20 protein-coding genes and 3 tRNA genes are annotated in these 25,024 nt (G+C 43.5%); 12 read left to right on the forward strand and 11 right to left on the reverse strand.

Features of this window, described 5'->3' with window-relative positions; translation table 11 throughout:
- Positions 1-54: 54 nt before the first annotated feature.
- Positions 55-1,470 carry a UDP-N-acetylmuramoyl-L-alanine--D-glutamate ligase gene (gene murD, locus VLA57_RS12170; protein WP_133104956.1) on the reverse strand — a complete coding sequence of 472 codons (1,416 nt, stop codon included), beginning with the start codon at positions 1,468-1,470 and terminating at the stop codon, positions 55-57.
- Between the two features lie 521 nt (positions 1,471-1,991).
- On the opposite strand from murD, the gene VLA57_RS12175 reads away from it, so the two are divergent.
- The 4 genes from VLA57_RS12175 to VLA57_RS12190 all read left to right on the forward strand — a co-directional run bounded on the left by VLA57_RS12175 (position 1,992) and on the right by VLA57_RS12190 (position 6,609).
- Positions 1,992-3,491: a SulP family inorganic anion transporter gene (locus VLA57_RS12175; RefSeq protein WP_133104957.1), complete on the forward strand. Its 1,500-nt coding sequence runs from the start codon at positions 1,992-1,994 to the stop codon at positions 3,489-3,491.
- Between the two features lie 145 nt (positions 3,492-3,636).
- Positions 3,637-4,491, forward strand: coding sequence for a universal stress protein (locus tag VLA57_RS12180; protein WP_020444443.1), 855 nt, complete (start codon positions 3,637-3,639; stop codon positions 4,489-4,491).
- A gap of 439 nt (positions 4,492-4,930) precedes the next feature.
- Positions 4,931-5,269: a P-II family nitrogen regulator gene (locus VLA57_RS12185; protein WP_011514651.1), complete on the forward strand. Its 339-nt coding sequence runs from the start codon at positions 4,931-4,933 to the stop codon at positions 5,267-5,269.
- A 77-nt stretch (positions 5,270-5,346) separates the two neighbouring features.
- Positions 5,347-6,609 (forward strand): ammonium transporter, encoded by a 1,263-nt coding sequence (locus VLA57_RS12190; protein ID WP_011514652.1) that lies wholly within the window; start codon positions 5,347-5,349, stop codon positions 6,607-6,609.
- A 293-nt stretch (positions 6,610-6,902) separates the two neighbouring features.
- Here the strand turns inward: VLA57_RS12190 and VLA57_RS12195 are convergent, their stop codons facing one another.
- The 3 genes from VLA57_RS12195 to VLA57_RS12205 all read right to left on the reverse strand — a co-directional run bounded on the left by VLA57_RS12195 (position 6,903) and on the right by VLA57_RS12205 (position 8,791).
- Positions 6,903-7,286: a DUF2147 domain-containing protein gene (locus VLA57_RS12195; RefSeq protein WP_133104958.1), complete on the reverse strand. Its 384-nt coding sequence runs from the start codon at positions 7,284-7,286 to the stop codon at positions 6,903-6,905.
- A gap of 271 nt (positions 7,287-7,557) precedes the next feature.
- Complete coding sequence (locus VLA57_RS12200; protein WP_133104959.1) at positions 7,558-7,821, reverse strand: hypothetical protein; 264 nt, start codon at positions 7,819-7,821, stop codon at positions 7,558-7,560.
- Between the two features lie 76 nt (positions 7,822-7,897).
- Positions 7,898-8,791 carry a DNA/RNA non-specific endonuclease gene (locus tag VLA57_RS12205; protein ID WP_149409715.1) on the reverse strand — a complete coding sequence of 298 codons (894 nt, stop codon included), beginning with the start codon at positions 8,789-8,791 and terminating at the stop codon, positions 7,898-7,900.
- Between the two features lie 223 nt (positions 8,792-9,014).
- Between VLA57_RS12205 and VLA57_RS12210 the strand changes: the two genes are divergently transcribed.
- From VLA57_RS12210 to cls, 3 genes are all read left to right on the forward strand, one after another.
- Positions 9,015-9,105: transfer RNA gene (locus tag VLA57_RS12210), tRNA-Ser, on the forward strand.
- A 415-nt stretch (positions 9,106-9,520) separates the two neighbouring features.
- The gene (locus tag VLA57_RS12215; protein WP_333955045.1) at positions 9,521-10,258 is read left to right on the forward strand and encodes a YdcF family protein; all 738 of its coding nucleotides are present in this window, start codon (positions 9,521-9,523) and stop codon (positions 10,256-10,258) included.
- A gap of 81 nt (positions 10,259-10,339) precedes the next feature.
- Positions 10,340-11,779, forward strand: a complete 1,440-nt coding sequence (gene cls / locus VLA57_RS12220; protein ID WP_333955046.1) for a cardiolipin synthase — start codon at positions 10,340-10,342, stop codon at positions 11,777-11,779.
- Between the two features lie 56 nt (positions 11,780-11,835).
- Here cls and VLA57_RS12225 read toward each other — a convergent pair whose 3' ends face one another.
- From VLA57_RS12225 to rsmH, 7 genes are all read right to left on the reverse strand, one after another.
- Positions 11,836-12,777, reverse strand: a complete 942-nt coding sequence (locus VLA57_RS12225) for a putative RNA methyltransferase (protein WP_333955047.1) — start codon at positions 12,775-12,777, stop codon at positions 11,836-11,838.
- Between the two features lie 158 nt (positions 12,778-12,935).
- Positions 12,936-14,054, reverse strand: coding sequence for a phospho-N-acetylmuramoyl-pentapeptide-transferase (mraY, locus tag VLA57_RS12230; protein WP_333955048.1), 1,119 nt, complete (start codon positions 14,052-14,054; stop codon positions 12,936-12,938).
- 3 nt (positions 14,055-14,057) lie between these two features.
- Positions 14,058-15,506: a UDP-N-acetylmuramoyl-tripeptide--D-alanyl-D-alanine ligase gene (locus VLA57_RS12235; RefSeq protein ID WP_333955049.1), complete on the reverse strand. Its 1,449-nt coding sequence runs from the start codon at positions 15,504-15,506 to the stop codon at positions 14,058-14,060.
- Between the two features lie 111 nt (positions 15,507-15,617).
- On the reverse strand, positions 15,618-17,336 hold the full coding sequence (locus VLA57_RS12240) for a UDP-N-acetylmuramoyl-L-alanyl-D-glutamate--2,6-diaminopimelate ligase (RefSeq protein ID WP_133104966.1): 1,719 nt from the start codon (positions 17,334-17,336) through the stop codon (positions 15,618-15,620).
- A gap of 70 nt (positions 17,337-17,406) precedes the next feature.
- Positions 17,407-19,494 (reverse strand): peptidoglycan D,D-transpeptidase FtsI family protein, encoded by a 2,088-nt coding sequence (locus tag VLA57_RS12245; protein WP_133104967.1) that lies wholly within the window; start codon positions 19,492-19,494, stop codon positions 17,407-17,409.
- Positions 19,491-20,003: a cell division protein FtsL gene (ftsL, locus tag VLA57_RS12250; RefSeq protein ID WP_263241230.1), complete on the reverse strand. Its 513-nt coding sequence runs from the start codon at positions 20,001-20,003 to the stop codon at positions 19,491-19,493. The genes VLA57_RS12245 and ftsL overlap by 4 nt, the downstream gene beginning before the upstream one ends.
- Before the next feature lie 212 nt (positions 20,004-20,215).
- The gene (rsmH, locus tag VLA57_RS12255) at positions 20,216-21,244 is read right to left on the reverse strand and encodes a 16S rRNA (cytosine(1402)-N(4))-methyltransferase RsmH (protein ID WP_201551412.1); all 1,029 of its coding nucleotides are present in this window, start codon (positions 21,242-21,244) and stop codon (positions 20,216-20,218) included.
- A gap of 400 nt (positions 21,245-21,644) precedes the next feature.
- On the opposite strand from rsmH, the gene gltX reads away from it, so the two are divergent.
- The 5 genes from gltX (at position 21,645) to VLA57_RS12280 (ending at position 24,982) form a co-directional block, all read left to right on the forward strand.
- A complete protein-coding gene (gene gltX / locus VLA57_RS12260; RefSeq protein ID WP_201551364.1) occupies positions 21,645-23,174 on the forward strand; it encodes a glutamate--tRNA ligase in 1,530 nt (509 codons plus the stop codon).
- 145 nt (positions 23,175-23,319) lie between these two features.
- A complete protein-coding gene (locus tag VLA57_RS12265) occupies positions 23,320-23,685 on the forward strand; it encodes a hypothetical protein (protein WP_333955051.1) in 366 nt (121 codons plus the stop codon).
- Between the two features lie 122 nt (positions 23,686-23,807).
- A tRNA-Ala gene (locus VLA57_RS12270) sits at positions 23,808-23,883 on the forward strand.
- Between the two features lie 145 nt (positions 23,884-24,028).
- Positions 24,029-24,104: transfer RNA gene (locus tag VLA57_RS12275), tRNA-Glu, on the forward strand.
- 224 nt (positions 24,105-24,328) lie between these two features.
- Positions 24,329-24,982 (forward strand): LysE family translocator, encoded by a 654-nt coding sequence (locus VLA57_RS12280; RefSeq protein ID WP_333955052.1) that lies wholly within the window; start codon positions 24,329-24,331, stop codon positions 24,980-24,982.
- Positions 24,983-25,024 lie beyond the last annotated feature (42 nt).

A 25,024-nucleotide genomic window follows, 5' to 3' on the forward strand; every position in this document is an offset into this window, starting at 1 on the left:
AGACTGAATAGGGCGATATAGATGCTTAGGTTTTGCCGTTCATGATAGAAGCCTTTAAGACACAACATCCAATTGTTTAACGAGCTGGCTAAAGTGCTCGCCGCGGGCGACAAACCCATCAAACTGATCGAAGCTTGCACAAGCAGGTGACAATAATACCGCCTGTACTTGCGACAAACTACTTGCTGTTACTTGCTCAATCGTCGCAAAAGCATTTTCTAATGTCTGACATTGATGTAGGCTGACCTCATCGCTGAGACCCGCTGCGCGTAAATGCTGCTCAATCTGCTTACCATCTTCACCAATAAACAGCACTTGACTCACATATTGATTGATAAAGGGCGAAAGTTCACCGAACTGCTGACCTTTACCTTGACCACCCAATATTAATAGCAGCTTACCGTCTTTTGGCGCATAAACTGCACCTAAACCTTCAACAGCCGCCATAGTTGAACCAATATTAGTGCCTTTAGAGTCATTAAAATAATCAATGCCAGCGACTGTAGAGACATATTGGCAGCGATGCTCAAGCCCTGCAAACTGCTGCAAAGTAATGAGCATACTTTCAAGCGGCAAACCAGCAAGCTCGCCCAATGCCAACGCTGCTTGGGCATTAAGCAGGTTATGACGCCCTTTTATCTTGAGTTTGTCTGCCGATATTAGACGCTCTGTGCCGCGTGCCAAATAAGTTTGTCCGGCGGTATCCGTAATAAGTCCATAATGTCCTTTATTAGGCGCATGGATACCAGTACTCAATCTTGGCAAACTGTCTGATACCAGTGGCCGCGTCAAGGCATCTTCTCGATTAATCACTACTGATTTGGCACCTTGAAAGATACGGTGTTTGGCTTGGTGATAGCCGAGCATATCGCCATGACGATCTAAGTGATCAGGCGACATATTGAGGACTGTCGCGACCTGCGCTCCTAAGTTGGTGACCGTTTCTAACTGAAAGCTGGACAACTCTATAACCGCCAGCTCCATCTCTTTATCACTCAGTAGGCTTAGCGCTGGCACACCAATATTACCGCCTACGCCAACATTGATACCTGCATCTGCCGCCATTTGTCCGACCAGTGTCGTGACGGTGCTCTTAGCATTTGAACCTGTAATCGCAACAATTGGTACCGTACAAGCCTCACAAAATAGCTGAATATCACTGACCACTGGAATATTTTCAGCTCGTGCCGCGGCAATGGCGACATTATCTAAAGAGATACCAGGGCTGATAATAATCCGTGCCGCTTGTTGTAATAATTCGGCATCGATCGCACCAAACTGCCTGATATCAATAGTAGCAGGTAGCTTATCCGCTAACGCAGGATTTTCCTGATTGTCAGTGACGGCAACTTGGTAGCCTTGCTCGGCCAAATAATGCGCGACCGATAACCCCGACTGCCCCAAACCGACCACGACTTGTAAACCACTGCCTTTATGAAGTAAGGTTTCTGTTGCGGTGCTAGCGGTCATGGCTTTTCCTTTTATGAAACGAATAAATAAACGAACAAAATAATATCAAGAAAACAGACAATCAACATACTGCACATATCGCCTGAACCATTTGCTTAAAATGAATAGCATGATAACGGTATCAACCATATTTCGGTACTGATTTTTCAATACTTTATACAATGAGACGGCGGTTTTTATATTGAGTGGCTAATGCTATAATAGCGACCTTAGTAAGAGCGACTATATTGACGACAACTTCAGCATAGCATTTTAGTTTAGCATGTTGTCACGATTATCGTGCGACTGTCGCCTCTTATTGGCAATGTTTCATATTACGCTAATAGTATGATAGGCATGTTCTCCCTTATTTTTCATCATATGTATTTTTATAATTTTTCTGACAGTTTATCTGTCTTCTTCTACCGCAGACCATGATTGCGGACACAGTTTTATCATTCTAGAAATGCTCATCACAATGCAATCATTCTGTCACTGAGTAATGATTGCTTTTTTTGTCCCCAACTATATGCAGTTTACTTATGACATCTTTTTTTGGTAATTTACGTGAAGAGTGGTTTTCCAATATTCGTGGCGATACCTTATCGGGTTTAGTCGTTGCTCTGGCACTGATTCCAGAGGCCATTGCCTTTTCCATCATCGCTGGTGTCGACCCAAAAGTTGGTTTATATGCCTCATTTTGCATCGCAGTAGTCATCAGTTTCGTTGGTGGACGTCCGGGTATGATTTCGGCAGCTACAGGAGCCATGGCACTGGTCATGGTTGACTTGGTTGCCGACCACGGTCTGCAATACCTACTTGCTGCAACCTTGTTGTGCGGTGGTATTCAAGTCGTTATGGGCATCTTAAAGCTGGGTAATCTGATGCGTTTTGTGTCGCGCTCAGTCGTTATCGGTTTTGTGAATGCGCTGGCAATTTTGATATTTGCCGCGCAGTTGCCTGAGCTCAACCCTGCCACTGAACGCGTTGGTCTGACGGTTTATATAATGACTGCTGCAGGTTTGGCGATTATTTATTTATTTCCCCTCATTCCTAAAATTGGTCGCGTTATTCCATCGCCACTGATTTGTATTGTAGGTTTGACAGCTGTTGCCATGTATATGAATCTTGATATTCGTAACGTTGGTAGTATGGGCGACTTGCCAGATTCATTACCGATGTTTTTGCTTCCTGATATTCCCCTAAACTTGACTACCTTACTTATTATCGCGCCTTATTCTATCGCGCTTGCCATCGTAGGTTTGTTGGAATCTATGATGACAGCAACCATTGTCGATGAGCTGACCGATACAGCAAGCGATAAAAACCGTGAATGCCGTGGTCAAGGTATCGCTAACGTCGTATCAGGATTCTTTGGCGGTATGGCTGGCTGTGCAATGATTGGGCAGTCAATGATTAACGTAAAATCTGGTGGGCGTACCCGTTTATCATCGCTCATCGCTGGTGTCGTACTACTGATTATGGTGGTGTTTTTAAATGATTGGGTCAGCTTGATACCGATGGCGGCGCTGGTAGCTGTGATGATTATGGTATCTATTGGTACCTTTAACTGGCAGTCTATTCGTGAATTTAAGACCCATCCTATGTCATTTAATATTGTCATGCTAGCGACAGTTTTGACCACCGTCTTTACTCACAACTTAGCATACGGCGTCGGTGTTGGCGTACTATTATCTGCTTTAGCTTTTGCTAACAAAATTGGTCAATTCTTAACCGTATTTAGCGAATATGATGACAGTAGCAATACGCGTTATTATTACGTTCAAGGGCAAGTGTTCTTTGCATCTACCACGCAGTTTTTGCAAAGCTTTGATACCAAAGAGGCATTAGATAATGTTCACATCGATGTGAGCCAAGCGCATTTTTGGGATATCAGCGCAGTAGATACCTTGGATAAGCTGGTGATACGCTTGCAGCGCGAAGGTATTGAGGTAAAAGTCGTTGGATTGAACAGTGCCAGCCGTACGCTTATCGATCGTTTTTCGATTCATGATCGCCGAGATATTGGCTTATTAGATTAGCACTGTATGTGTGTTATCAAGCTGATATAAACGAGTGGTTTATTGATCAGTAATTATATTGGTATATAAATCAGGTTGGGCAGTTGAGCGCCATATCTCGACTGCCCAGCTTGCATTTAAGTTATTGAGATGATGTGATGCCTCTATGAGTAATTTGAAGCCAGATAGCGTAATTGCCTGCTTAGACTGCCCAAACCATGTGCAAGCTGTATTGGAAGCAAGCATGTGGGCGTCTATCCGCTTGCAAGCCCCGATTGGACTGCTGTATTCGGTGCCAAGCTTACAGCAAAAGGCAGCCGTTGATTATTCAGGCTGCCTCAATATTGATGATGAAAATACCTTACTAGATCAATTCACTACAAAAGAGCACTTGAGTAATTGCGAGTTAAAAGCGCAAGGTAAGCTTCTTTTACATCAAGCAAGCAGCTATTGCGAGCAGCAACGTCACAAAATCAAGACTTATACGCTGCATCGGCATGAAAAGCTCGATGACAGTATTAATTATGTTGATGACCAAGCCCAACTTATCGTGATTGGTCATCATGTCACTTGTAAATCGACTCTAAGCCAGCTTATCCGCTCAAGTCACTGCCCCATTTTGGTGACTCATGCACCATTTTTGCCCCCTACCAGTGCTTTATTTGCGTTTGATAATAGTCCTACTTCGCATAAAATGCTGAATTGGCTCTGTAAAACACCTTTAGTACGCGCCTTGATGATCCATATCGTCATGGTCGGCAAAGAGAATTCTGAAAACTGCGATGCATTACGTGAAGCCTACGCGCGCCTAAAACAAGCTGGTATTAAATGCAAAAAAACCTTGCTCGACTGCCGTGATGTCACTGCAGCGCTAACCTACTATCAACGTGACAACGATATTGGTCTACTGATGACAGGTGCTTTTGCCCAGCCGCGTTTGATTGAGCTACTCAAAGGCAGTGACACCAAAAAGCTATTAGGTAGCACCACTACTCCGTACTTATTGTTCCCCAAGGCCTAAAGACAGCCTCTTAGCTTATTCTTTTTGACACTCAGGCTACCTGTTTATCGATATAGAGACTACTCTTTATATCGATAAACAGGTAGCCTTTGTCTTTTCTAGCTGTTTTTATATCCTACAATCATTTAGCAAATCATCACAGGAAATAAAGCCATATCCTCCCCCAAGTGATTAAAAAGTTAGTTATAATAAAGTTTGTATTCATGTAACGTCACAGGTTAATTGTCTATTTATACACAGTAAAATGAGGATTATATTTGCTGTATAGACGCCATTTTTGTCATTATGCTAATGATTTTGAGTAAATGCGCCTTATTTTACCTTCCCCCTTGAGTAAGTTTGGCACAATTCTTGAATCATTTAATATAAGCATGATTATAATATGTTGCATCAAATGGCATCTATTGACCTGCGACATCACCCATATAAGGATTTTTTTATGAAGCTAATCACTGCGATCTTAAAACCGTTTAAGCTCGATGATGTGCGTGAAGCGCTTTCTGACATTGGTGTAAAAGGCGTGACCGTCACTGAAGTCAAAGGTTTCGGTCGTCAAAAAGGTCATACTGAGCTCTATCGCGGCGCCGAGTACGTGGTGGATTTTTTGCCTAAAGTAAAAGTGGAAGTGGCGGTGATGGATGAGATGGTTGAGCCAGCTATTGAAGCTATCACGCGTATCGCTAGTACCGGTAAAATCGGAGACGGTAAGATATTTGTGACCAATCTCGAGCAAGTCATTCGTATTCGTACGGGTGAGACAGGTCCTGACGCTATCTAAGCGCAAGACTTACCTATAAATATCTCTTTATAGGTCATACCGATCTCTGTATTGCATATATTCAAGGGGGAATTAACATGCAAAATCAAATCTTTGAGCTCCAGTACGCGCTAGATACGTTTTACTTTTTAATGTGTGGCGCGCTTGTCATGTGGATGGCTGCGGGCTTCACAATGTTAGAGGCAGGGCTGGTTCGCTCAAAAAATACTGTCGAAATCCTAACAAAAAATATCGCGCTTTTTGCGACTGCCTGTACCATGTACATGATATGCGGTTATGCCATCATGTATGACGGCAATCTGTTTTTGAGTGGTATTGCAGGCACCGAAAGTTTGGTCACTGATGCATTAGCTACCTCAGCTGAAAACGGCTTTAATGGCGATGCCGTTTACTCCAGCGCGTCCGACTTTTTCTTTCAAGTGGTCTTTGTAGCCACCTGTATGTCTATCGTCTCAGGCGCGGTCGCTGAACGTATGAAACTATGGGCATTCTTACTGTTTGCCGTGGTGATGACTGGTGTCATTTATCCATTAGAAGGCAGCTGGACATGGGGTGGCAAGGAAGTCTTTGGCTTATATAGTCTAGGCGACTTGGGTTTCTCTGATTTTGCAGGCTCTGGCATCGTACATATGGCAGGTGCGGCGGCGGCGTTATCAGGTGTACTACTCTTAGGAGCGCGCCTCGGTAAATACGGCGTTAAAGGCGAGATACGCGCTATTCCTGGTGCAAACTTACCACTGGCAGCGCTTGGTACCTTAATCTTGTGGATGGGCTGGTTTGGCTTTAACGGTGGTTCAGTATTAAAACTGGGTGATATCGCTAGCGCCAATTCTGTCGCTGTCGTGTTTTTGAATACCAATGCCGCCGCTGCTGGTGGAGCGATTGGTGCCTTGCTCATCGCACGCCTTATATTTGGTAAAGCCGATTTAACCATGCTCTTAAATGGTGCATTGGCAGGTTTGGTTGCCATCACTGCAGAACCTTTAACGCCGTCAGCACTACAAGCTACCTTATTTGGTATGACTGCTGGTGTCATCGTTGTCTTATCGATTTTACTACTAGACAAAATAAAAATTGACGATCCGGTAGGCGCTATTTCTGTCCATGGTGTGGTGGGTTTATTTGGTCTGCTTATTGTACCGCTGACCAATCCGGCGGCGTCATTGCTTGGTCAACTAGTAGGTGCTGCGACTATTTTTGCATGGGTCTTTATAAGCAGCTTAATCGTTTGGAGCATTATCAAGTTTGTCATCGGTCTGCGTATCTCTGAAGAAGAAGAATATCAAGGTGCTGATATTGCCGAATGTGGTATGGAAGCCTATCCAGAATTTATAAGATAGGGGATATATTAATAACTCCGCTTTAAGAATGCTGTAGTGCTGCTAGCAGGGATTTCAAAGTCTCTGCCACGCATTGCTCACAGTTTACGATGAACATCTATCCTAGCAAAGCTATAGTTAGCTTATACCGCTTTTGTTTTGAGATGAATATCTAATCAGGATCTTAATTTCACTTTAAACAGAAATATAACAACAGACACTACTAAAAATCCCGCAATACCTTTCGGCAATGCGGGATTTTTTTATCCTTTATTAAGACTTAGCTTAATAAAGAGAGTTACAGTAACTCAGACTTATTTCTTTTTCCACGTTTGGCTACGTGAGAATGGCCCTAAATGACCTTTTAGATCAAGATTGCTACCATTCAAGTTAGCAGTCAATTTATAAGTCTTGTTCTTTTCAGGGTCAGTAATCTTACCACCACTGTATTTACCATTACCATCAGCTTTTAGTCCAGAGATAATCGTCATACCAACGTGCTTCTGACCTTTCTCTGACACGGTGCTGATAAGCTTACCAGTCAACACGCCATTTGACTCGGTGATTTTAACCACGCCTTTTGGCTTGCCTTCGTCATAAGTCTGCCAAGTAGTATTGGCTAATGGATCAGCAGCGAATGCCATGCTTGCTAAACTGATACCAGCAATTGCTAATGTAGTTTTTGCGAATAGTTTCATAAATAGACTCCCTTCATTCAATGATTATTAGAAACGATATGTTTCTATGTCCTAAGCTCATCCTTTGCCAACAATTTTTTATTACAGCTCAGTGGTACTATATTCAGTTTTCGCTCATTAGTACAGCAAATACCAAATGACCAATTTACTCTTTATAAAAAATCTGGACAGCATAAGCGTTGTCTTGACCCATTATAAGCAATTTTAAGAATTTGCCTAGTAATTTTTTTATAGTTTATTATTTCTATAAAATCAAAACCATATCAATAAGTTACAAGAAAGGATTGTCTATAATTTTGCCCGATTGGTCATCTTTTTCTTTTGACTTAGCCTCATTATTGCTATAAAGACTTTTACTTTCGAAGGCGCTTAAAATTTTACCGCTAAGCTCATGCAGTTGCTTTGCCTGCTCATATCCAGTGTCATTTAAGACCAGATTAATGTCTCCATAAATAATAATTTTATCTTCTTGATTTTCGATTACCAGCTCACCAATTTGCATGCTTTGGTGGTTATTAGCAAATGGGTCAATCATTTAATCCCCCTTTTTTCATGAGTACCATATTACAGGATGTATCAGAATCACACAGGTTTAGCAATATTTAAACGACCTATGTTTGCAATTGTGTCATGAGCCATTCAAAAATTGCTACTACGAATAGTATCCAAGCAGGCTCTTCTACCTCTGTGGTTGGTAGATCTATCGCTTCACCAGCCTTTAGCGGTAGATCCAGAGCTTGTACTTTAGTTTTTGCATCAAGTACCGGCAAGACGTCAATACCAATTTTAGACGTCAATTCGTCAATACTAATTATTTCTATACGCTCAGATTCGTCGTTTGGCGCATAGTAAACACCTGCTTGATTGATCGCTGGAATATAAACGGCTTTAAAAAAATGACTGGGCACCAGTACCCGCCCTGCTAGTTGCTTAGCTTTTTTATCAGTAAATGCAACCCCTGTGACAGTATAGACTTCACCATATTGCTGCGTTAAATAGCGAGTCGCCGATTCAATATTGCGCCAGATATAGCGATTATTACGTGGTGATTGCGGGGCTATATTAGCAAGGCTAAAGCTATCATACTGCTGACTTCGATTGGCCATGTCACCATTAGGCGCTAAATGTCCGCGGTCATAACCTGAGCCTGAATAGTCAGAGAGCTTGGCACGCATGGACTGTGGCAATCGGCTTTCTTCATGAAAGCTGTCTTCACGGTCGATTTGTTTGGCCTGCTGTAAACGCTTACGATCCAGATATTCTGCTGACCATAATGGTGTACGTGATATACCAGAATACATGACAGCGAAACCGTCCATACATAGTGCTTGGGTATTATTACTGAGCTTCGTATTGCTGAATTCAGGATAGACACCGCCATAAAATGATTGGCTGCATTGTGTGAAATCCTCAGCATGTGCCGTTGATACGCTTAAAACGGTAGCAATTATTACCGTTATCGTGCTGTTTTTTAGATTAAATCTTCGCTTAAAAACACTTCTCATGCAACTTTCAACCATTTATGCTTACTATTACGTATGCTCTATCCTAGCAGGCGTCTACCAATAAAGAAAGATACTGCGCACACCGTGACATTTTAAATGCTATCCGCTATACTAGGTCCTGCAAAAATCAGTGCCTGTATATCATATACAGTATTTAAAAGCTTGGAGTCCTAATCAGATTATCAATGGTCTGTGTAGTATTTAAGTGAGTATGACTCAAAACGGTGAAGTGGGTGAGTGGCTGAAACCGCACGCCTGGAAAGTGTGTATACGTTAATAGCGTATCGAGGGTTCGAATCCCTCCTTCACCGCCAATCTTAGTTATTCCCTGTTTTCCCAATCTGTCCTACCCCCTCTTAAATATCCCTCAAAAACTGTTAAGATAAATCCTATAGTTTTCTCATGCTTGTTTTTCTGATATCACCTTCTACGATTTTCTTATCACTAAATTTACATTAATAGATGATTTCTTCAACCTTAAACTGCTTTAACTCTCTCTTCCAGCACTTATCGTTAAATTTGCCTTTCCTAGTAACAACAATGAGACGTTATCTCAAAACAGGGTGCGTTATGATGGGATCAAACAGTCTCTTATCAAACACGCTATAGCGTCCAAACTAATATCCCATAGAAGATCCATTGAATATATTGCCTTTAAACAATCGTATACCCCTGCCAAAAAACTTCATGATGCTAGTGCGAGTTATATTAACCATTATCGGTAGCCTTATGATCGTCGACTGTACGATTTTGATGGCAGTAGGTAAGGTAAATTTTGGTTCTGTTGTACCCTTCTTAGTAGGTATGGTGTTTGTTGCTCATGGTATTTTTTGGCGTAATATAATAAGATTTATCTATCAAAATCGTTGGTTAAACCGTCTGTGGTATGGGCTATGGATGGCGTTTTTTATCTGGTTGATCAGTTTTGGTATTTTTGCTTATGCATTACAGCAGCAGATTAAACAAAGTGCTAAACCTATACCTGAAGTCGCTGCCATCATTGTGCTAGGGTCAGGTACGGTCGCAGGCAAACCCACACCAACACTTGCCAAACGCTTAGATACTGCCGCGCCCCTTATAGATTCACAAAAAAGCGCGCTAGTCATCACTAGCGGTGGTATAGGTTTTGGTCAGACACGTAGCGAAGCCTATATTATGGCAACCTACTTGTACGATACATATGACATTCCTCTTAAGCATATTTTGCAAGAAGGTCAAAGCACGAGTACAGCAGAAAACCTTATTTATAGCCAAGAGATATTAGCGGCAAAAGGCATTTCTATCGCAGAACCCATCGCTATCGTGACCAGTGATTTCCATATCATTCGCGCCGCAAACATCGCTCGGCATCAAGGCTACGTGCAACCTATTATGATTGCCAGCCCTACTCCGTTATCCATCCGCTATAATGCGTGGTTTAGAGAGTACTTTGCCTTTGTCAGTGGTTGGCTTTTTGGAGAATACTAGACGGTTTTCATAGTACTTCTCTTTTTGATTAGTTAAAGCGATTGATACTTTTTAGATAAAATAATAATAAGGGACGCTGTTATGATCGTAGATATTTTGTTGACGATACATTTTATCCTACTGATACTGATTTCTTTACGGGTCTTATCTCGTCATGATTTGACCTCGCCCGCTAGATTAGCATGGATTGTCATTCTGTTTATTTTGCCTTATTTTGGCGTGCTGATTTACTGGATGTTTGGTGAAGTGCATTTGGGTCATGACTTTGGGCAAAAACGCGACGATATCATTAAGCGATTAAATACTCATAGTCCAAGCGTTCTTGGTCATGAGACGACGTTAGAGAAGATGATCAAGCCTGCTTATCAAGCTTCCTTTGCTTATGCAGCAAAAGCCACCGGTTTTCATACTATGGAGGGTAATCAGGCAGAGCTCATGGCAGATGCAAGCGAAACACGCAGACGCATGATTGCCGATTTTGATGCTGCAACAGACCATATACATGTGCTGTATTATATTTGGCTCGTCGATGGCATGGGTATTGATACCGCGCAAGCTCTCATTCGAGCAGCAAAGCGCGGCGTTACTTGTCAAGCAATGGTTGATGGCATGGGCTCACGGAAGATGGTGAGCTCAAAGATATGGCAAGAAATGCAAGATGCTGGCGTACAAGTCAGTGTAGCTCTCCCCCTAACCAACTTTGTAAAAGTAATGCTGTTTAGCCGTATTGATCTGCGTAATCACCGCAAAATTACCGTTATTGATGGCAAAATTGGCTACTCTGGTAGTCGTAACTGCGCCGATCCTGAATTTATGGTAAAGCCAAAATATGCGCCGTGGGTCGATATTATGCTGCGTATTGAAGGACCTGTGGTCGCGCAGAATCAGATGTTATTTGCCAGTGATTGGCTGATTGAAAACCCAGATACTTCGCTTGATAGCTTTTATTATGATAGCACGCCAAAGCCTAATGGCTTCCCTGCCCAAGTTTTTTCAGATGGTCCTACTCAGCGGCACGGTACCACGCCACAGTTTTTAGGTGCTTTGATTAGCCAAGCGCAAGAGACGCTGATTATCTCTACGCCTTATTTTGTGCCCGATTATTCACTCGTCAGTATTTTATGCGCTACCGCCTATCGCGGGGTTGAAGTGACGATGGTTTTTCCAAAAAATAACGATTCCTTTATCGTTGCCGCGACCAGTCGCAGTTATTATTGGCAATTGCTCGAAGCGGGGGTAAAAATTTATGAATATAAACCAGGCTTGTTACACGCCAAGACCTTGACGATTGATGGTGAAATTAGCTTAATTGGCTCGACCAATTTAGACTTGCGTAGCTTTGATTTGAATTATGAGAATAACGTTGTCTTTAGCGATAAAAAGCTGACGGCGGATATTATCGAGCGCCAATACCAATATATCGCTGACTCAGACGAAGTAACACGTGAAGAGGTCAAAAACTGGCCACTATCTTCTAGGATTTGGAACAACATCATTGCTACGATGGGACCTGTTTTATAAGCCCATCAGGTTATTTTGTGAAGTGTCTTGATAAGATGACATAGCGATAAGTAAACTTATAAGTTCGTTGTTTTCTGCAAAATATATATGACAAACTTGGCTTCAGTTGCAAATGTTTCGGTTGCAACTGAAGCTAGTAGCGCTTGTCTTTTTTCGCTATGCGCACGATATGCATAAGGAGTCATAGTCAGCAAATCAGCCAAATTATCTGCTGATAATTCTAACTCAGTACTAACATTATAAGTATTAAACAGCGTAAAATAGGGGGCTAACTCCTGCAAAAACTTGTCAGAATCGTGCTCACGAACATCGTCAAACAAAGCCTTACGCATCGTTGCTAAATGCCCGATATCTGGCTTAGCAATGATTAAATAACCCTCATCGCTTAATACTTCCTTGAACGCTTCTGGCAGAATGGGACTAAAAATACTGCTAATCCCATTGATACTTTGCGCACGTAAGGGCAAATGAGCAGCACTGGTTACTAATGGATAAATCACTGCTGTTTCAATACCATCGTTCTTATCTTGCTGATTCCAAAGAGAACTTGCTGCCTTGCTCGCTTTTGCAAGCTCTACTATGGCAGGTTTACTAATATCTGCCGCAATAAGTGTATCCATACCCGTCTGAGCCATCGCTTGGGTGTAATAACCTTCGCCGCAACCGATATCTAGCCAATTGACTGGTTTACCAGTTTGTTCAGATGGCAACTCGTTTTTTGCTAATAGTTCCACCATTTTTTGGCAGATCAGTGCCTGTAATGGCTGATAATGCCCTGCATTTAAAAACCGTTTCCGTGCCTCAATGGACGCTTGACTATCACCCGGTGCTTTAGATTTTTTTTGTTGGACAGGTAGCAGATTAACGTAACCCTGACGCGCCACATCAAAAGGATGCGCAGTTTGTTTTGGGTGCAAGCTACCATCACAGCGCCATGTATCGATTGCGGGCTGCAGTGGCGACTGACAAAGGGGACAAATAAATAAGGACACAGGCATCTCAAATCATAGCAATATGGCTGTTATTTTACCAAAATTCAGCCATGCTAAGTATTAAAAGGTATGAGAAAAGATAGTATGAGAAACAAAAAAGCCATCTCAAACTTGTTGAGATGGCTTTTTAATGAAGAATATCGAGATTAATCTGAGTTACTGTTTTAACGCAGCTTTAACGTCATCAATCCAAGGATAACCAAGATAATGGCGATAATCCAAAACCTTGCGACCACTTGGGTTTCTTTCCAGCCAATCTCTTCAAAGTGATGATGCAGAGGTGCCATGCGAAATACGCGCTTTTTGCGTAGCTTATATGAGCCAACCTGTAGCATTACCGACAGTGCTTCTGCAACGAACAGTCCACCCATAATTGCGAAAGCGATTTCTTGACGGGTCATCACCGCAATGGTACCGAGCATCGCGCCCAGTGACAGCGCACCCACATCACCCATAAACACTTGCGCTGGATGGGCGTTAAACCATAAAAAGCCAAGCCCTGCGCCAATCATCGCGCCACAGACAATAATGACCTCAGAGTTATAGGCAATATAAGGTACGTGCAAGTAATCCGCAAAGCGTACGTCACCAGAGACATATGCCATTGCGCCCAAGCCTGCAGCAACCAAGACCACTGGCAAAATCGCCAAGCCATCCAAGCCATCAGTTAAATTGACCGCGTTAGAGGCGCCATTAATCACAAAGTAAGTAAAGATAATAAAGCCAATACCAAACGGCACTGTCGAAAATGGAATCATCCAATCTTTAAAAATAGGTATTAATAAATCCTGCATCTCGCGAGTCGTCGCAATATCTGGCTGAAGTGTGGCAATATAATATAAAGAAATGCCGACGAATAATGCGCCCATCGAGAGCCAAAAATATTTTTTGCGAGCAATTAGACCTTTTGGGTTCTTATATTTAATTTTGAGCCAATCATCCGCCCAGCCTACCGCACCAAAGATAATCATGACAATGAGCAAAATCCAAACGTACGGATTATTCAAACGCGCCCAAAGCAAGGTTGATACCCCAATCGCGCTTAAAATCAGCACTCCACCCATGGTCGGGGTGCCAGTTTTGACCAAATGCGACTGTGGTCCATCATTACGAATCGCCTGACCGTACTTAAGTGCACGCAAACGTCGAATAACGCGATTACCAAAAATCATGCTAAAAGCAAGGGCGGTAACGACCGCCAGTAACGCACGCAGCGTCAAAGAAGAAACCGCATAAAACGGGGCATAATAATGACCAAGCCAGCTAAACAACCAAACTAACACCGCCTACTCCTCGACTAGCGCATTGATAAGTGTTTCCATTTCCATGGAACGAGAACCTTTAAACAACACCGTACAAGGTTGCGCCTGCTGCGCTTGCAAATAAGGTTTCAAATACGCCAATAAACCGTTTTTATCGGTAAACGCATGGGCATTGATATCAGAAATCTCCTGCGCACCTTCTACTGTATAAGGGGCATATTCACCAACGCAAAGCAGTACATTAATACCTGTGGTTGCAATGGTACGACCCAAGCTTCGATGCTCGCTCACTGCAGCCTCACCTAACTCAGCAATATCGCCTAATACCATCACTTGCGTACCCGTTTGTGCTGCCAATACTTTGGCAGCCGCCCGTACCGAATGTGGATTGGCATTATAAGTATCATCAATCAGTCGATGCATGCCTAACAGCTGACTGTTCAAGCGACCTTTGGCAGGACGCGCATTTTCAAGTCCGACGACGATATCACTAACTTCAATATTTAATGCATGGGCACAAGCAGCAGCAGCCAAGGCATTATTGACATTGTGCTCGCCCGCTAGTGGCAAGTTGATATCATGGACTTGATTGCCGATATGCAGCTTAAATTCACTGCGTTCAGGCTCGACATCTAAATGGCTGGCACTGACATCAGTATTACCAAAACCAATCACGTGTGATGTATGCTTTTCAGCGATACGGCGTAATTGATTGGTAAAATCATCTTTATCTGGGACAATTGCAAATTGGCTATCATTCAAGGTGTGGTAAATCTCAGCCTTGGTTTGGCAAATCCCTTCACGGCTGCCAAACTCACCCAAATGCGCCGTACCAATATTTAAGATACACGCAACATCTGGCTGGACAATCTCCGTAGTATAAGCAATTTCGCCAATATGGTTTGCGCCCAATTCCAAAATAGCATAGCGATGATGATCGGATAATTCGAGCAACATCATCGGTACGCCCAAGTCATTATTTAGGTTGCCACGCGTGATAAGCGTTGGGGCAAGTCTGCCAAAGATACTACCCAGCATCTCTTTACAGGTGGTCTTACCGCTAGAGCCAGTAATAGCAATAACGGTTAAATTTTGATGCTGTTGACGACGATATGCAGCCAATTGTCCTAACGCTAAACGGGTATCGCTCACCACTAACTGCGGAATACTATTTGCATCAGCTGTAGCAATAGGGCCGGCGACGATAGCCGCAACCGCACCTTGCGCGATGGCAGTATCGAGATAATCGTGACCATCAAAATTGTCACCCGTTAACGCTAAAAATATATCACCAGGCTTTATCGTACGGGTATCGGTGGCAATACGAGTGCTCATTACATCGTTTTCTGAGCCGGATTGTCCCTCACTCATCTGCCAATGCCCGTCGAGTGCTGCGGTTGCCGCGAGCAGATTGTCTGCTTGCCAAACATACAGCCCTTGCGACTGAATGCTGTTATCGTTGTCGGCTGTCATAATGATTACCTTATATATGATGACTACTTATTTATTTTTTATAGTTAACGACTAATACTTTTTAAATAGCATGGAAAACTAACTGTAAGCGCTATTATTTATCTATAAATGCTATACACGCCCTGCTTGTTTTAAGGCGTTTTGCAAAATAACACTGTCGTCAAAATCATAACGAACATGGTTAATTTCTTGATAGGTCTCATGACCCTTGCCCGCGATAACGACGATATCATCAGCCGCTGCTTGATTGACCGCATACTCAATCGCTGCTTGGCGCGCAGGCTCAATATGGGTACGCTGATATTGCTCAGTGCTCATCCCTGCCTGCATATCTTGCAATATCGCATTGGGATCTTCGGTGCGTGGATTGTCTGCCGTTAACACGACTTTATCCGCGCCTGCCAATCCTGCTTGCGCCATCAAAGGACGTTTGCCCGCATCACGGTCGCCACCGCAGCCAAACACTGCCCATAGCTGGCCTTTGCAGTGGGTTTTGAGACTGGCAAGCACCTGACTTAAGGCATCAGGGGTGTGAGCATAATCAACGATGAAACAACCATCATTCGATGGTACACGCTGCATACGCCCAACCGCACCTTGTAGCTGCGGGATAAGGGTCGCAATGCTTTCAAGACTAATTCCTAAAGCTACAGCAGCTGCGATAGCAGCAAGTAAATTTGCCACGTTAAAACGTCCCAATAATGGGCTAACGATATCTAAATGATTCATTGTCCCATCGTCGAAATCTGTACGCAGGCTGATCTCTACACCTTGTAAACTTGGCGTGATATTAGCGGCGACGAAGGTAGCTGTTTTTAGTGAATCTAAGCTGTATGTCCAAACGGTCAAGTTGCTAGCGTGTGCGGTGTCGAGCATAATCTGGGCATGCTCGTCATCGATATTGATAATAGCGTGGGTCAAATCCGGAAAATGGGCTTTATCAAATAGCTTGGCTTTAGCCGCTGCGTACTCTGCCATATCAGCATGATAATCTAAATGATCGCGACTCAGGTTAGTATAAATCGCCACCGACACTGGCATATCTTGCAGACGCTGCTGATCTAAACCATGTGAGCTGGCTTCCAATGCTAGTAGTTCAGCACCTTCTTTGCCCATTTGATATAAAAATTGCTGGACCGCTAAAGCATCTCCCGTGGTATGGCTGGCTTGCACCAAAGCGCCAAGCCGACCATTACCCGCCGTGCCCATGACTGCGCTACTCATACCGGTGAGCTGGGTGAGTTGTGCCACCAATTGACTAATAGTGGTTTTGCCATTGGTGCCCGTCACGGCTATGACAGTTGGTAATGTCACGGGCTGCTGATACTGCAAACGTGCTTGAATTAAGCTGCCCAGAAAATCACGGATATGAGGTACATATAATACGGGGCAAGGCAAAGTACCTAATTGCTGCTGTGCGATAGATTTTGCATTATCAGTTTTAGTCAATTCGAGATTGGCATGAGGCGGAACATTAGCGGTGGCAAGCAAAGCTAGAGGGTCGATTTCCGATAGGATAAAAGCCGCATTGTTAGCGGCTTCATAAAGGTGGTCACGGCTTTTTTGGCAATTTGGCGTATGGCTTTTTAACAAGATGAACACGTCGTTGCTGGCTAATTGACGGCTGTCTAAACAGAACTGTTGGAATGGCATATTGATCACCGTATCCAGTTGAACAGCGGTCATTTGATGCGATAACTCGCTAACAGCTGCGGTCATATTCGCTGTAAATACCTGCTGTAGACTATGTCTATCGTCGCTGCTACTAGCTGCAAGCAGCTGTTGCAAGGTAACTGTGATACTGCTTGGCGACGAGGTAGACAGGGTCATTGGCAAATCCTAAACGGTTAAAACACATCAAATAGTTAAGAGGTGGATATTAAAAAATTTACTTTTATATCTATTGAGCTTCGGTTTTGAGCGGCTTATCTAAAGGCACATTATATAAACGTAGTGCCTCTTTCATTACATTATGGAAAACAGGAGCCACGGTTAAACCAGCATAAATCTGACCACGCGGGTCTTCGATTAACATGACACCGACCAGTTTTGGATTAGAAGCTGGTGCCATACCCGCAAAGACATTACGATACTGGTCAGTATAGTAGCCACCTTTTGGATTGATACGGCGCGAGGTTCCTGTTTTACCAGCAACGCGGTAACCATCAATAGCCGCACCTTTAGCCGTACCGCCGTCTTCTGTGACACTTTCCATCATCTGTACGATGGCCATCGCTTGTTCATGCGCCATAATACGTTTGCTTGGTAGCGCTTTGTCATTTTTATTCAACGTTAGCGGATGCATGACGCCACCTGCCGCCAGCGCTGAATAAGCTTGCGCTATCTGTGCCAGCGTCACCTGTATACCATAGCCATAACTGACCGTTGCCCGTCTCGAAGTTTCTTTTTCTTCTGGTGTCACCACAAGCCCACTGCCTTCACCTGGGAATTGCAGTGGTGTTTTTGCCCCAAAGCCAAACTGTCTTTGCATATTGGTAATGCCGTCAGCCGGTAGAGACAAAGCAATCTTGGTCGAGGCGACGTTACTAGATTTCTGTAGTAGCGTTGCCATCGTGATCCGCCCTAAATTATTATGGTCACGAATCGTATAACCACGGACACGGATAGAGCCAGGATTGGTATCGATCAAAGTAGTGGCAGTGTATTTCCCTGAATCTAAAGCCGCAGCAACGGTGAATGGCTTCATGACTGAACCGGGTTCAAAGACATCAAGGAGCGCACGGTTACGCTGATTTTCACCCGTCATCTCATTTAGATTATTAGAGTTAAATGACGGCCATGTCGATAGCGCCAGTACTTCACCAGTTTGTACATCGACTACCATACCTGTCGACCAGCGCGCTTTTTGCAAACGCCCCGCCTTTTCTAGCTCTTTATAAAGCAAATATTGCAAACGCGAATCAATGGTCAATGTCACATCTTTGCCCGGCACTTCTGGTTCAACCTGTTTGATTTCTTTAAGACTGTTTTGTTTGGCATCTTTGAGCACCAAAACCTTACCATCATCACCCGCCAGCTCTTTCTCATACTGACGTTCGATACCAGCACGTCCTTCGTAACCACCTTCAGGATCGTTGGCATTTTGTCCCATGAAACCTAGTAGTTGCGAGTTAGGCTGTGGCTGCGGATAATAGCGCTGAAAAAAGTTTTTCTCATTAACACCAGGAAAATCAAGCGAGCTAACGCTTTCTGCAATCTCCGGCGTTACTTTATTTAATAGTGGTAAATAATGCGAGCCTGCACCCGATGGCAGCGCTGCTTTGACTGCCACTTCATCCGTTACATCAATAGTGGGATCGATAGCTGTCACTCTTTTTAGCTCATCGGCTGAGATATTGGCAGCCGCCGCAAGCGTCGTCAAATCCATATTGTCTAAGCGCTTTTGCATACGTGCGATAAGCTGCGGACTTTCAGGATTGGTGATAATAATACGCTTAAGCTCGTAGTATTCACGGGCATAGTCATGCGGGCTAAAAGAGACTGTCGCAAGTGGTGCACTGACAGCCAATGGCAAATCGTTGCGATCCGTAATCATGCCACGATAGGATTTTTGCGTGCGTACACTGGTGATGAGCTCATTGCCTTTATCTTGATAAAACTGAGTATTGGCAATTTGAATATAGTAAGCACGACCGATAAGTGCCACTAAAATAAGCAGCGCTATACCCCAAATCAAACGGAAACGGTTCTTATCTTGTTCGACACCGCCGCGAGAGGAAGCGCCAGACGCTTTACCCAAAATTGATCTTTTGCTTTTTAGGTTTTTGACACTGGTATAAGCACCCTGTTCTTCATTCTTCTTTAAGCGACCAAATAGCTTGGCTTTACGGCCATCATCTGATTTATGGTCAGGCTTGCTACTCGTTTGCCCAGATTTGGCCGCACTAGCACGGCGTAGTGGCTTAGTAACCTTGCCGCTGGCTGGTTTTTTGCTGGTCGCTTTAGCACTGGGTTTTTTATCGCTCATTGTCCTGCCTCCGCTAGGTCAGAATCGGTAGCAGCAGCCTTAACGGGTACATCGCTCACAGCATCAGCTTCGAAAACATCAGAATCATTCGTCGTTAAAGTATCTGGAGTACTGGCATCAGGGTCCACGAGTGCAACTGCTGTCGCAGCACCTGGCTGGATAATCAGCTTATCTTTGAGTGTCGGTGAAAACATCCCAAGCTCAGCAACGGCACGACTGGCAATCTGCGGCGTCGCACTAAAGGTCTGCTGTTCAATAAGCAGACGCTGATGCTCAACTTGTAATTTTCGCTCTTGTTTTTTCATGTCTTGCAAGGTTTTATAATCCTGATGATATTGCTGAACACCTTCAGCCGTTTTGATGCCACTCCATACAATACCAGCCGCCAACAGTACCAATATAGCCACATAGATATTTGATATTTTAAATTTACGCACAAATAAGGCGCCAACATCGGTATTTGATGGCGTTGCGGCGCGGCGGTTTGCAGGTTTGTCGGATATTGCCATGACAATCTCAAAAAAGTGAACTTCAAAATATAAAAAGCGATAACCATTTACGAGTTATAAAACTCTTATAAGCCATCAGCACCATCAATAAAAACAATACCAAGCAAAAAAGTAACTGCTGAGCCTAGCAGATAATGTTTACAGCTTTTTAACAGCCGCGTAATCATTAAAACATTCAGTCATATTTAAACCACATAAGTTAATAATGGCATTCATGGATGAATATCTGCTACATAGTCAGCATCAGTACGTGTTGCCATGCGTAACCATGCACTACGCGAGCGTGGGTTATGACTTATCTCTGCTTTACTTGGACCGACCCGTTTAGGCTTACTAAAGTAACGCGGACGCTTGGGCGGCATCGGCAAATTCTCATCTTCTGGATATTGCCCTTTACTATGACGCTGCAAAAACTGCTTGATACGTCGATCTTCTAAGGAGTGGAAACTAATCACTGCTAGCTGTCCGCCTACCTTTAATATCGGGATACTTTGCTCTAAAAAGTTATCGACATCACCAAGCTCGTTGTTAATAAAAATCCGCATCGCCTGAAAGCTCTGGGTCGCTGGATGCTTGCCGCGTTGCCAGTTTGGGTGCGCAACTTTTATCACTTCAGCCAATGCTAAAGTAGAGTCGTAACTGTCCATCTGCTTAATCGCACGAGCGATACGGCGACTGTGACGCTCTTCGCCAAATTCATAAAGCACATTGGCCAAGGTTTCATCATCGACCGTCTCAAGCCACTCAGCAACCGACTGCCCGCGGCTGATATCCATACGCATATCGACCGCGCCATCGCGCATAAAACTAAAACCACGACTGCCATCATCAATTTGCGGTGATGAGATACCTAAGTCTGCCATTAAGCCGTCAACTTGAGTGATTCCCATTGCAGCAAGACTGTCTGTTAACGTCGCAAAGCTATCATGCACCACTTTTACGCGACTGTCGCTATTTGCCAATTCACGAGCAACGCTAATGGCCGTTGGGTCTTTATCAAAAACAATCAAGGTTGCGTCATCGGCAAGCTGGCTCAATAGCAAGCGACTATGGCCACCACGACCAAAGGTAGCATCGACGTAGATACCGCTTGCTTGCAAGCTATTTTGACTTTCGTCGTCTGTCTGCTTCGGTAGCGCTTTGACACCCAACACTGCGGCGACTGCTTCTTGCAATAGCACCGCATCATGGACAAAACTCAATTTGTCAGACGTAGCTTGATCTTCACTAGGCTCTTGCATAAGTTTTTGAGTAGAAGTGCTTTCTTCAGAAAACAGACTCGCCGCTGACATAGAATGATCAGGGTCAGAAGGATTGTGATTAGCATTTGGCGTATTTTTTGGCTTACTATTCGATATGGACACAAACAACTCAATAGATGATGGTCAAATTGACCAGTAATAGTAAAAAATCAGATGAAAATAAACAAGTTATGACTTACCTAACATTATTATCGCAAGGATACACGGGTAGTCAAGCGCTAGAAGGGCATTTCGTTAAAAATATCCCATCTCTCTGTTATACTAGCGCTATATTTTACGCTATTTTTCAACGTTGACTTCCATTCTTTCGTTCATATTTTCACTTTTCACTACTACTTTTGACTGTCCCATTCATTAACAACAACATTCTGAGATTTTTATGATGCAACCATCTACTTCTACTAATAGCATACGCCCTGTTCGTACCCGTATTGCCCCTTCGCCTACTGGCTTCCCGCACGTTGGCACTGCTTATATCGCACTGTTTAACTTGGCCTTTGCCAAAGCTCATGGTGGCGAATTTATTTTGCGTATTGAAGACACTGACCAAACGCGCTCGACAGAGCAATCTGAAAAAATGATTTTAGATGCATTGCGTTGGGTCGGTCTTGACTGGGCGGAAGGTCCAGACATCGGTGGTCCACACGCGCCTTATCGTCAGAGCGAGCGTAGCGATATTTATAAAAAGCATGCAGAGCAGCTGATAGAAAACGACCATGCGTTTCGCTGCTTTTGTAGCAGTGAAGAGCTTGATGCCATGCGTGCTGCGCAAATGGCCAATGGTGAAACGCCGCGTTACGACGGTCGCTGTGCCCATTTAGCACCAGAGAAAACCGCGCAATTGGTTGCTGAGGGCAAACCAAACGTCATTCGTATGCGTGTGCCAACCGAAGGCGTCTGTCAGGTACAAGATATGCTGCGCGGTACGGTCGAGATTCCTTGGACGCAAGTGGACATGCAAGTGCTTCTCAAAACCGACGGCATGCCAACTTATCATCTAGCCAACGTTGTCGATGACCACTTGATGGACATCAGCCATGTGTTGCGCGGTGAAGAGTGGCTCAACTCTGCGCCGAAACATCAGCTGCTTTATGAGTATTTTGGATGGGAGATGCCAGTCCTTTGCCATATGCCACTGCTGCGTAACCCTGATAAATCAAAACTGTCTAAGCGTAAAAACCCAACCTCTATCACGTATTACCGTGATGCCGGCGTGCTACCTGAAGCCTTGCTAAATTACCTTGGTCGTATGGGCTACTCCATGCCTGACGAAGCTGAGAAATTTACCTTGGATGAAATGATTGCCAGCTTTGATATTCAGCGTGTGTCACTTGGCGGCCCTATTTTCGATATCGAAAAGCTTAATTGGCTCAATGCAGAATGGCTACGGGCGCTAACGCCAGAAGAACTCAAAAACAAAATCCTCGACTGGGCAAGTAACAGCGATAAATTAACCGCTATCGCAGCAGCGATTCAGCCGCGTATTGAGCTGTTATCTGATGCAGTTAATTGGGGTGGCTTTTATTTCCAAAACCTACCTGATATCAATGCTGAGAGCTTTACCCATAAATTACTCTCGGCTGAACAAATTACTGAGATGCTGCAATTAGCGCTTTGGCAGCTAGAGACCTTACCAACGTGGTCGGAAGAAAACATCTATGCCACCTTAAAAGGTCTTGCTGCTCACCTTGACATTAAAATGCGTGATTTTATGGCGCCGTTCTTCATTGCTATCGCTGGTAGCACCTCATCGACGCCAGTCATGAACTCTATGGCAATTATCGGCGCTGATATGACATTGACACGCTTGCGTCATGCGGTTGACGTACTTGGTGGTTTGGGCAAAAAGAAGCTGAAAAAACTAGAGAAACAAGCGGCAGAGTTGCCAGATTTTTTGGCAGCTGAATAGTTGTTTGTTAATAATATTGTTGATTCATAATACTATTAGTGAATAAAAAAGAGGGGTCAGGCTATTACTGACCCCTTTTTACGTGAATATCAGCATTTGCATACGAATACTGATTCTTTATTTAATACTTAAATTGGAAATAAAAATGGCCGCCAAGACCGTCACCATCGAAAGCAAAGACTATGTCTTTAACACGCTAAAAGAAGCGCAGAAATACTACGATGCCATCGTAAAAGAGCTATACGATACCAAGTTAACCCTCACTACCGGTCAAGATTTTGATGACTTAAAGTGGATATATCTCTCTTATTGCAGTTATATCAATCATAATGTCGATCGATTGAAAGAATCTGACATCATTGGTTTTAAAGGTATCAGCACAGTACAACTAAAAGGTGGGCAATATATCCCCACAGAATGCGGTGCAGTTATTTTTTCAGATGGTACTGAAGAAGAATTCTTTACCGATAAAGCCATCAAAGAGATAGCCAGTCAGCAAAACCCACGCTAAATTGGGCTTAGTAAGTTAATAAAATAGCTTTGAACACTTTTTTTTGCATATTTATGCATTATTTTTAAAATAGCAGTTGACAAGACTGCTGGTCTTACATAAAATACGCACACTCTTAGCGAGGGGCTATAGCTCAGTTGGTAGAGCACTTGCATGGCATGCAAGGGGTCAACGGTTCGACTCCGTTTAGCTCCACCATACTATTTATTGCAAAGCTCAGTTCACTGAAACTTTAACGTAAATACTCGCTAGTAGGACGATATCAGCACCTAGGCAATGCTTATTTATAAGCTATCTGATATTGTGAAGTACCGTTGTAACCCCTGGTTATAACACTCTATGCGTCCCCATCGTCTAGAGGCCTAGGACACCGCCCTTTCACGGCGGTAACGGGGGTTCGAATCCCCCTGGGGACGCCACTATACGGCGTCACTTATTAGCACTTTTGCTTAGCATAAGATTAGACTAATAAGCGAACAATAAAAAAGCCCAGTCATCATACGGTGACTGGGCTTTTTTATGTCTGTCATTTCTGAAAAATGCTAGCAAGGCTATATATACCATTAGGAATATTGATAGAATGCAATGTAAAGGCGCTCTATAAAATGTTGAGCTGAATTTCTATCACAAGGAGGGATTGGCTATGTTTGGTATTGAAAATTATCTGGGATTTATTCTTGCTGCCATTTTATTAAATATAACACCCGGAACAGATAGCATGTATATCATTACTCGTAGTATGTCACAGGGACAGACTGCAGGATTCTACTCTGTATTCGGTATTATCTCTGGTATTTTAGTACATACTTTGCTGGCTGCGCTCGGGTTGTCCGTCCTATCAGCCAATTCACCATTTGCATTTACGCTAGTGAAATATATTGGCGCAAGCTACTTATGCTATCTAGGCTTTAAAATGCTGACTAGCAAACCAGTACCTTTACTTGCCAGTAATTTACCCATTGAGGAAAAATTAGCGTCTACTCGACCGTTAGATAGGTGGCAGATATATAAGCAAGGGGTTATAACTAATACCTTTAATCCAAAAGTCGCCTTATTCTTTTTGGCGTTCTTCCCACAATTTATCGACTCGAGTTACGGTAATAGCATGCTGTCTTTTTTAGGTCTTGGGCTAACTTTTGCTACGACCGGTTTTATGTGGTTCTCGTGCTTGGCATTACTGTCGTCAAAGTTCAGTGAAAATCTGCGTAAGAATCCTACTATTGAAGTGATTTTAAATAGAATAAGCGGTGTGATATTTATTGGTATGGGAGTCAAGCTGCTGACTGAGAAAGGTTGAGCGATAAAATTACTTAAGCACGATAATATTGCATAAAAGAGC

This window comes from Psychrobacter sp. S4(2024), assembly GCF_036861305.1.
Lineage (GTDB): Bacteria > Pseudomonadota > Gammaproteobacteria > Pseudomonadales > Moraxellaceae > Psychrobacter > Psychrobacter cryohalolentis.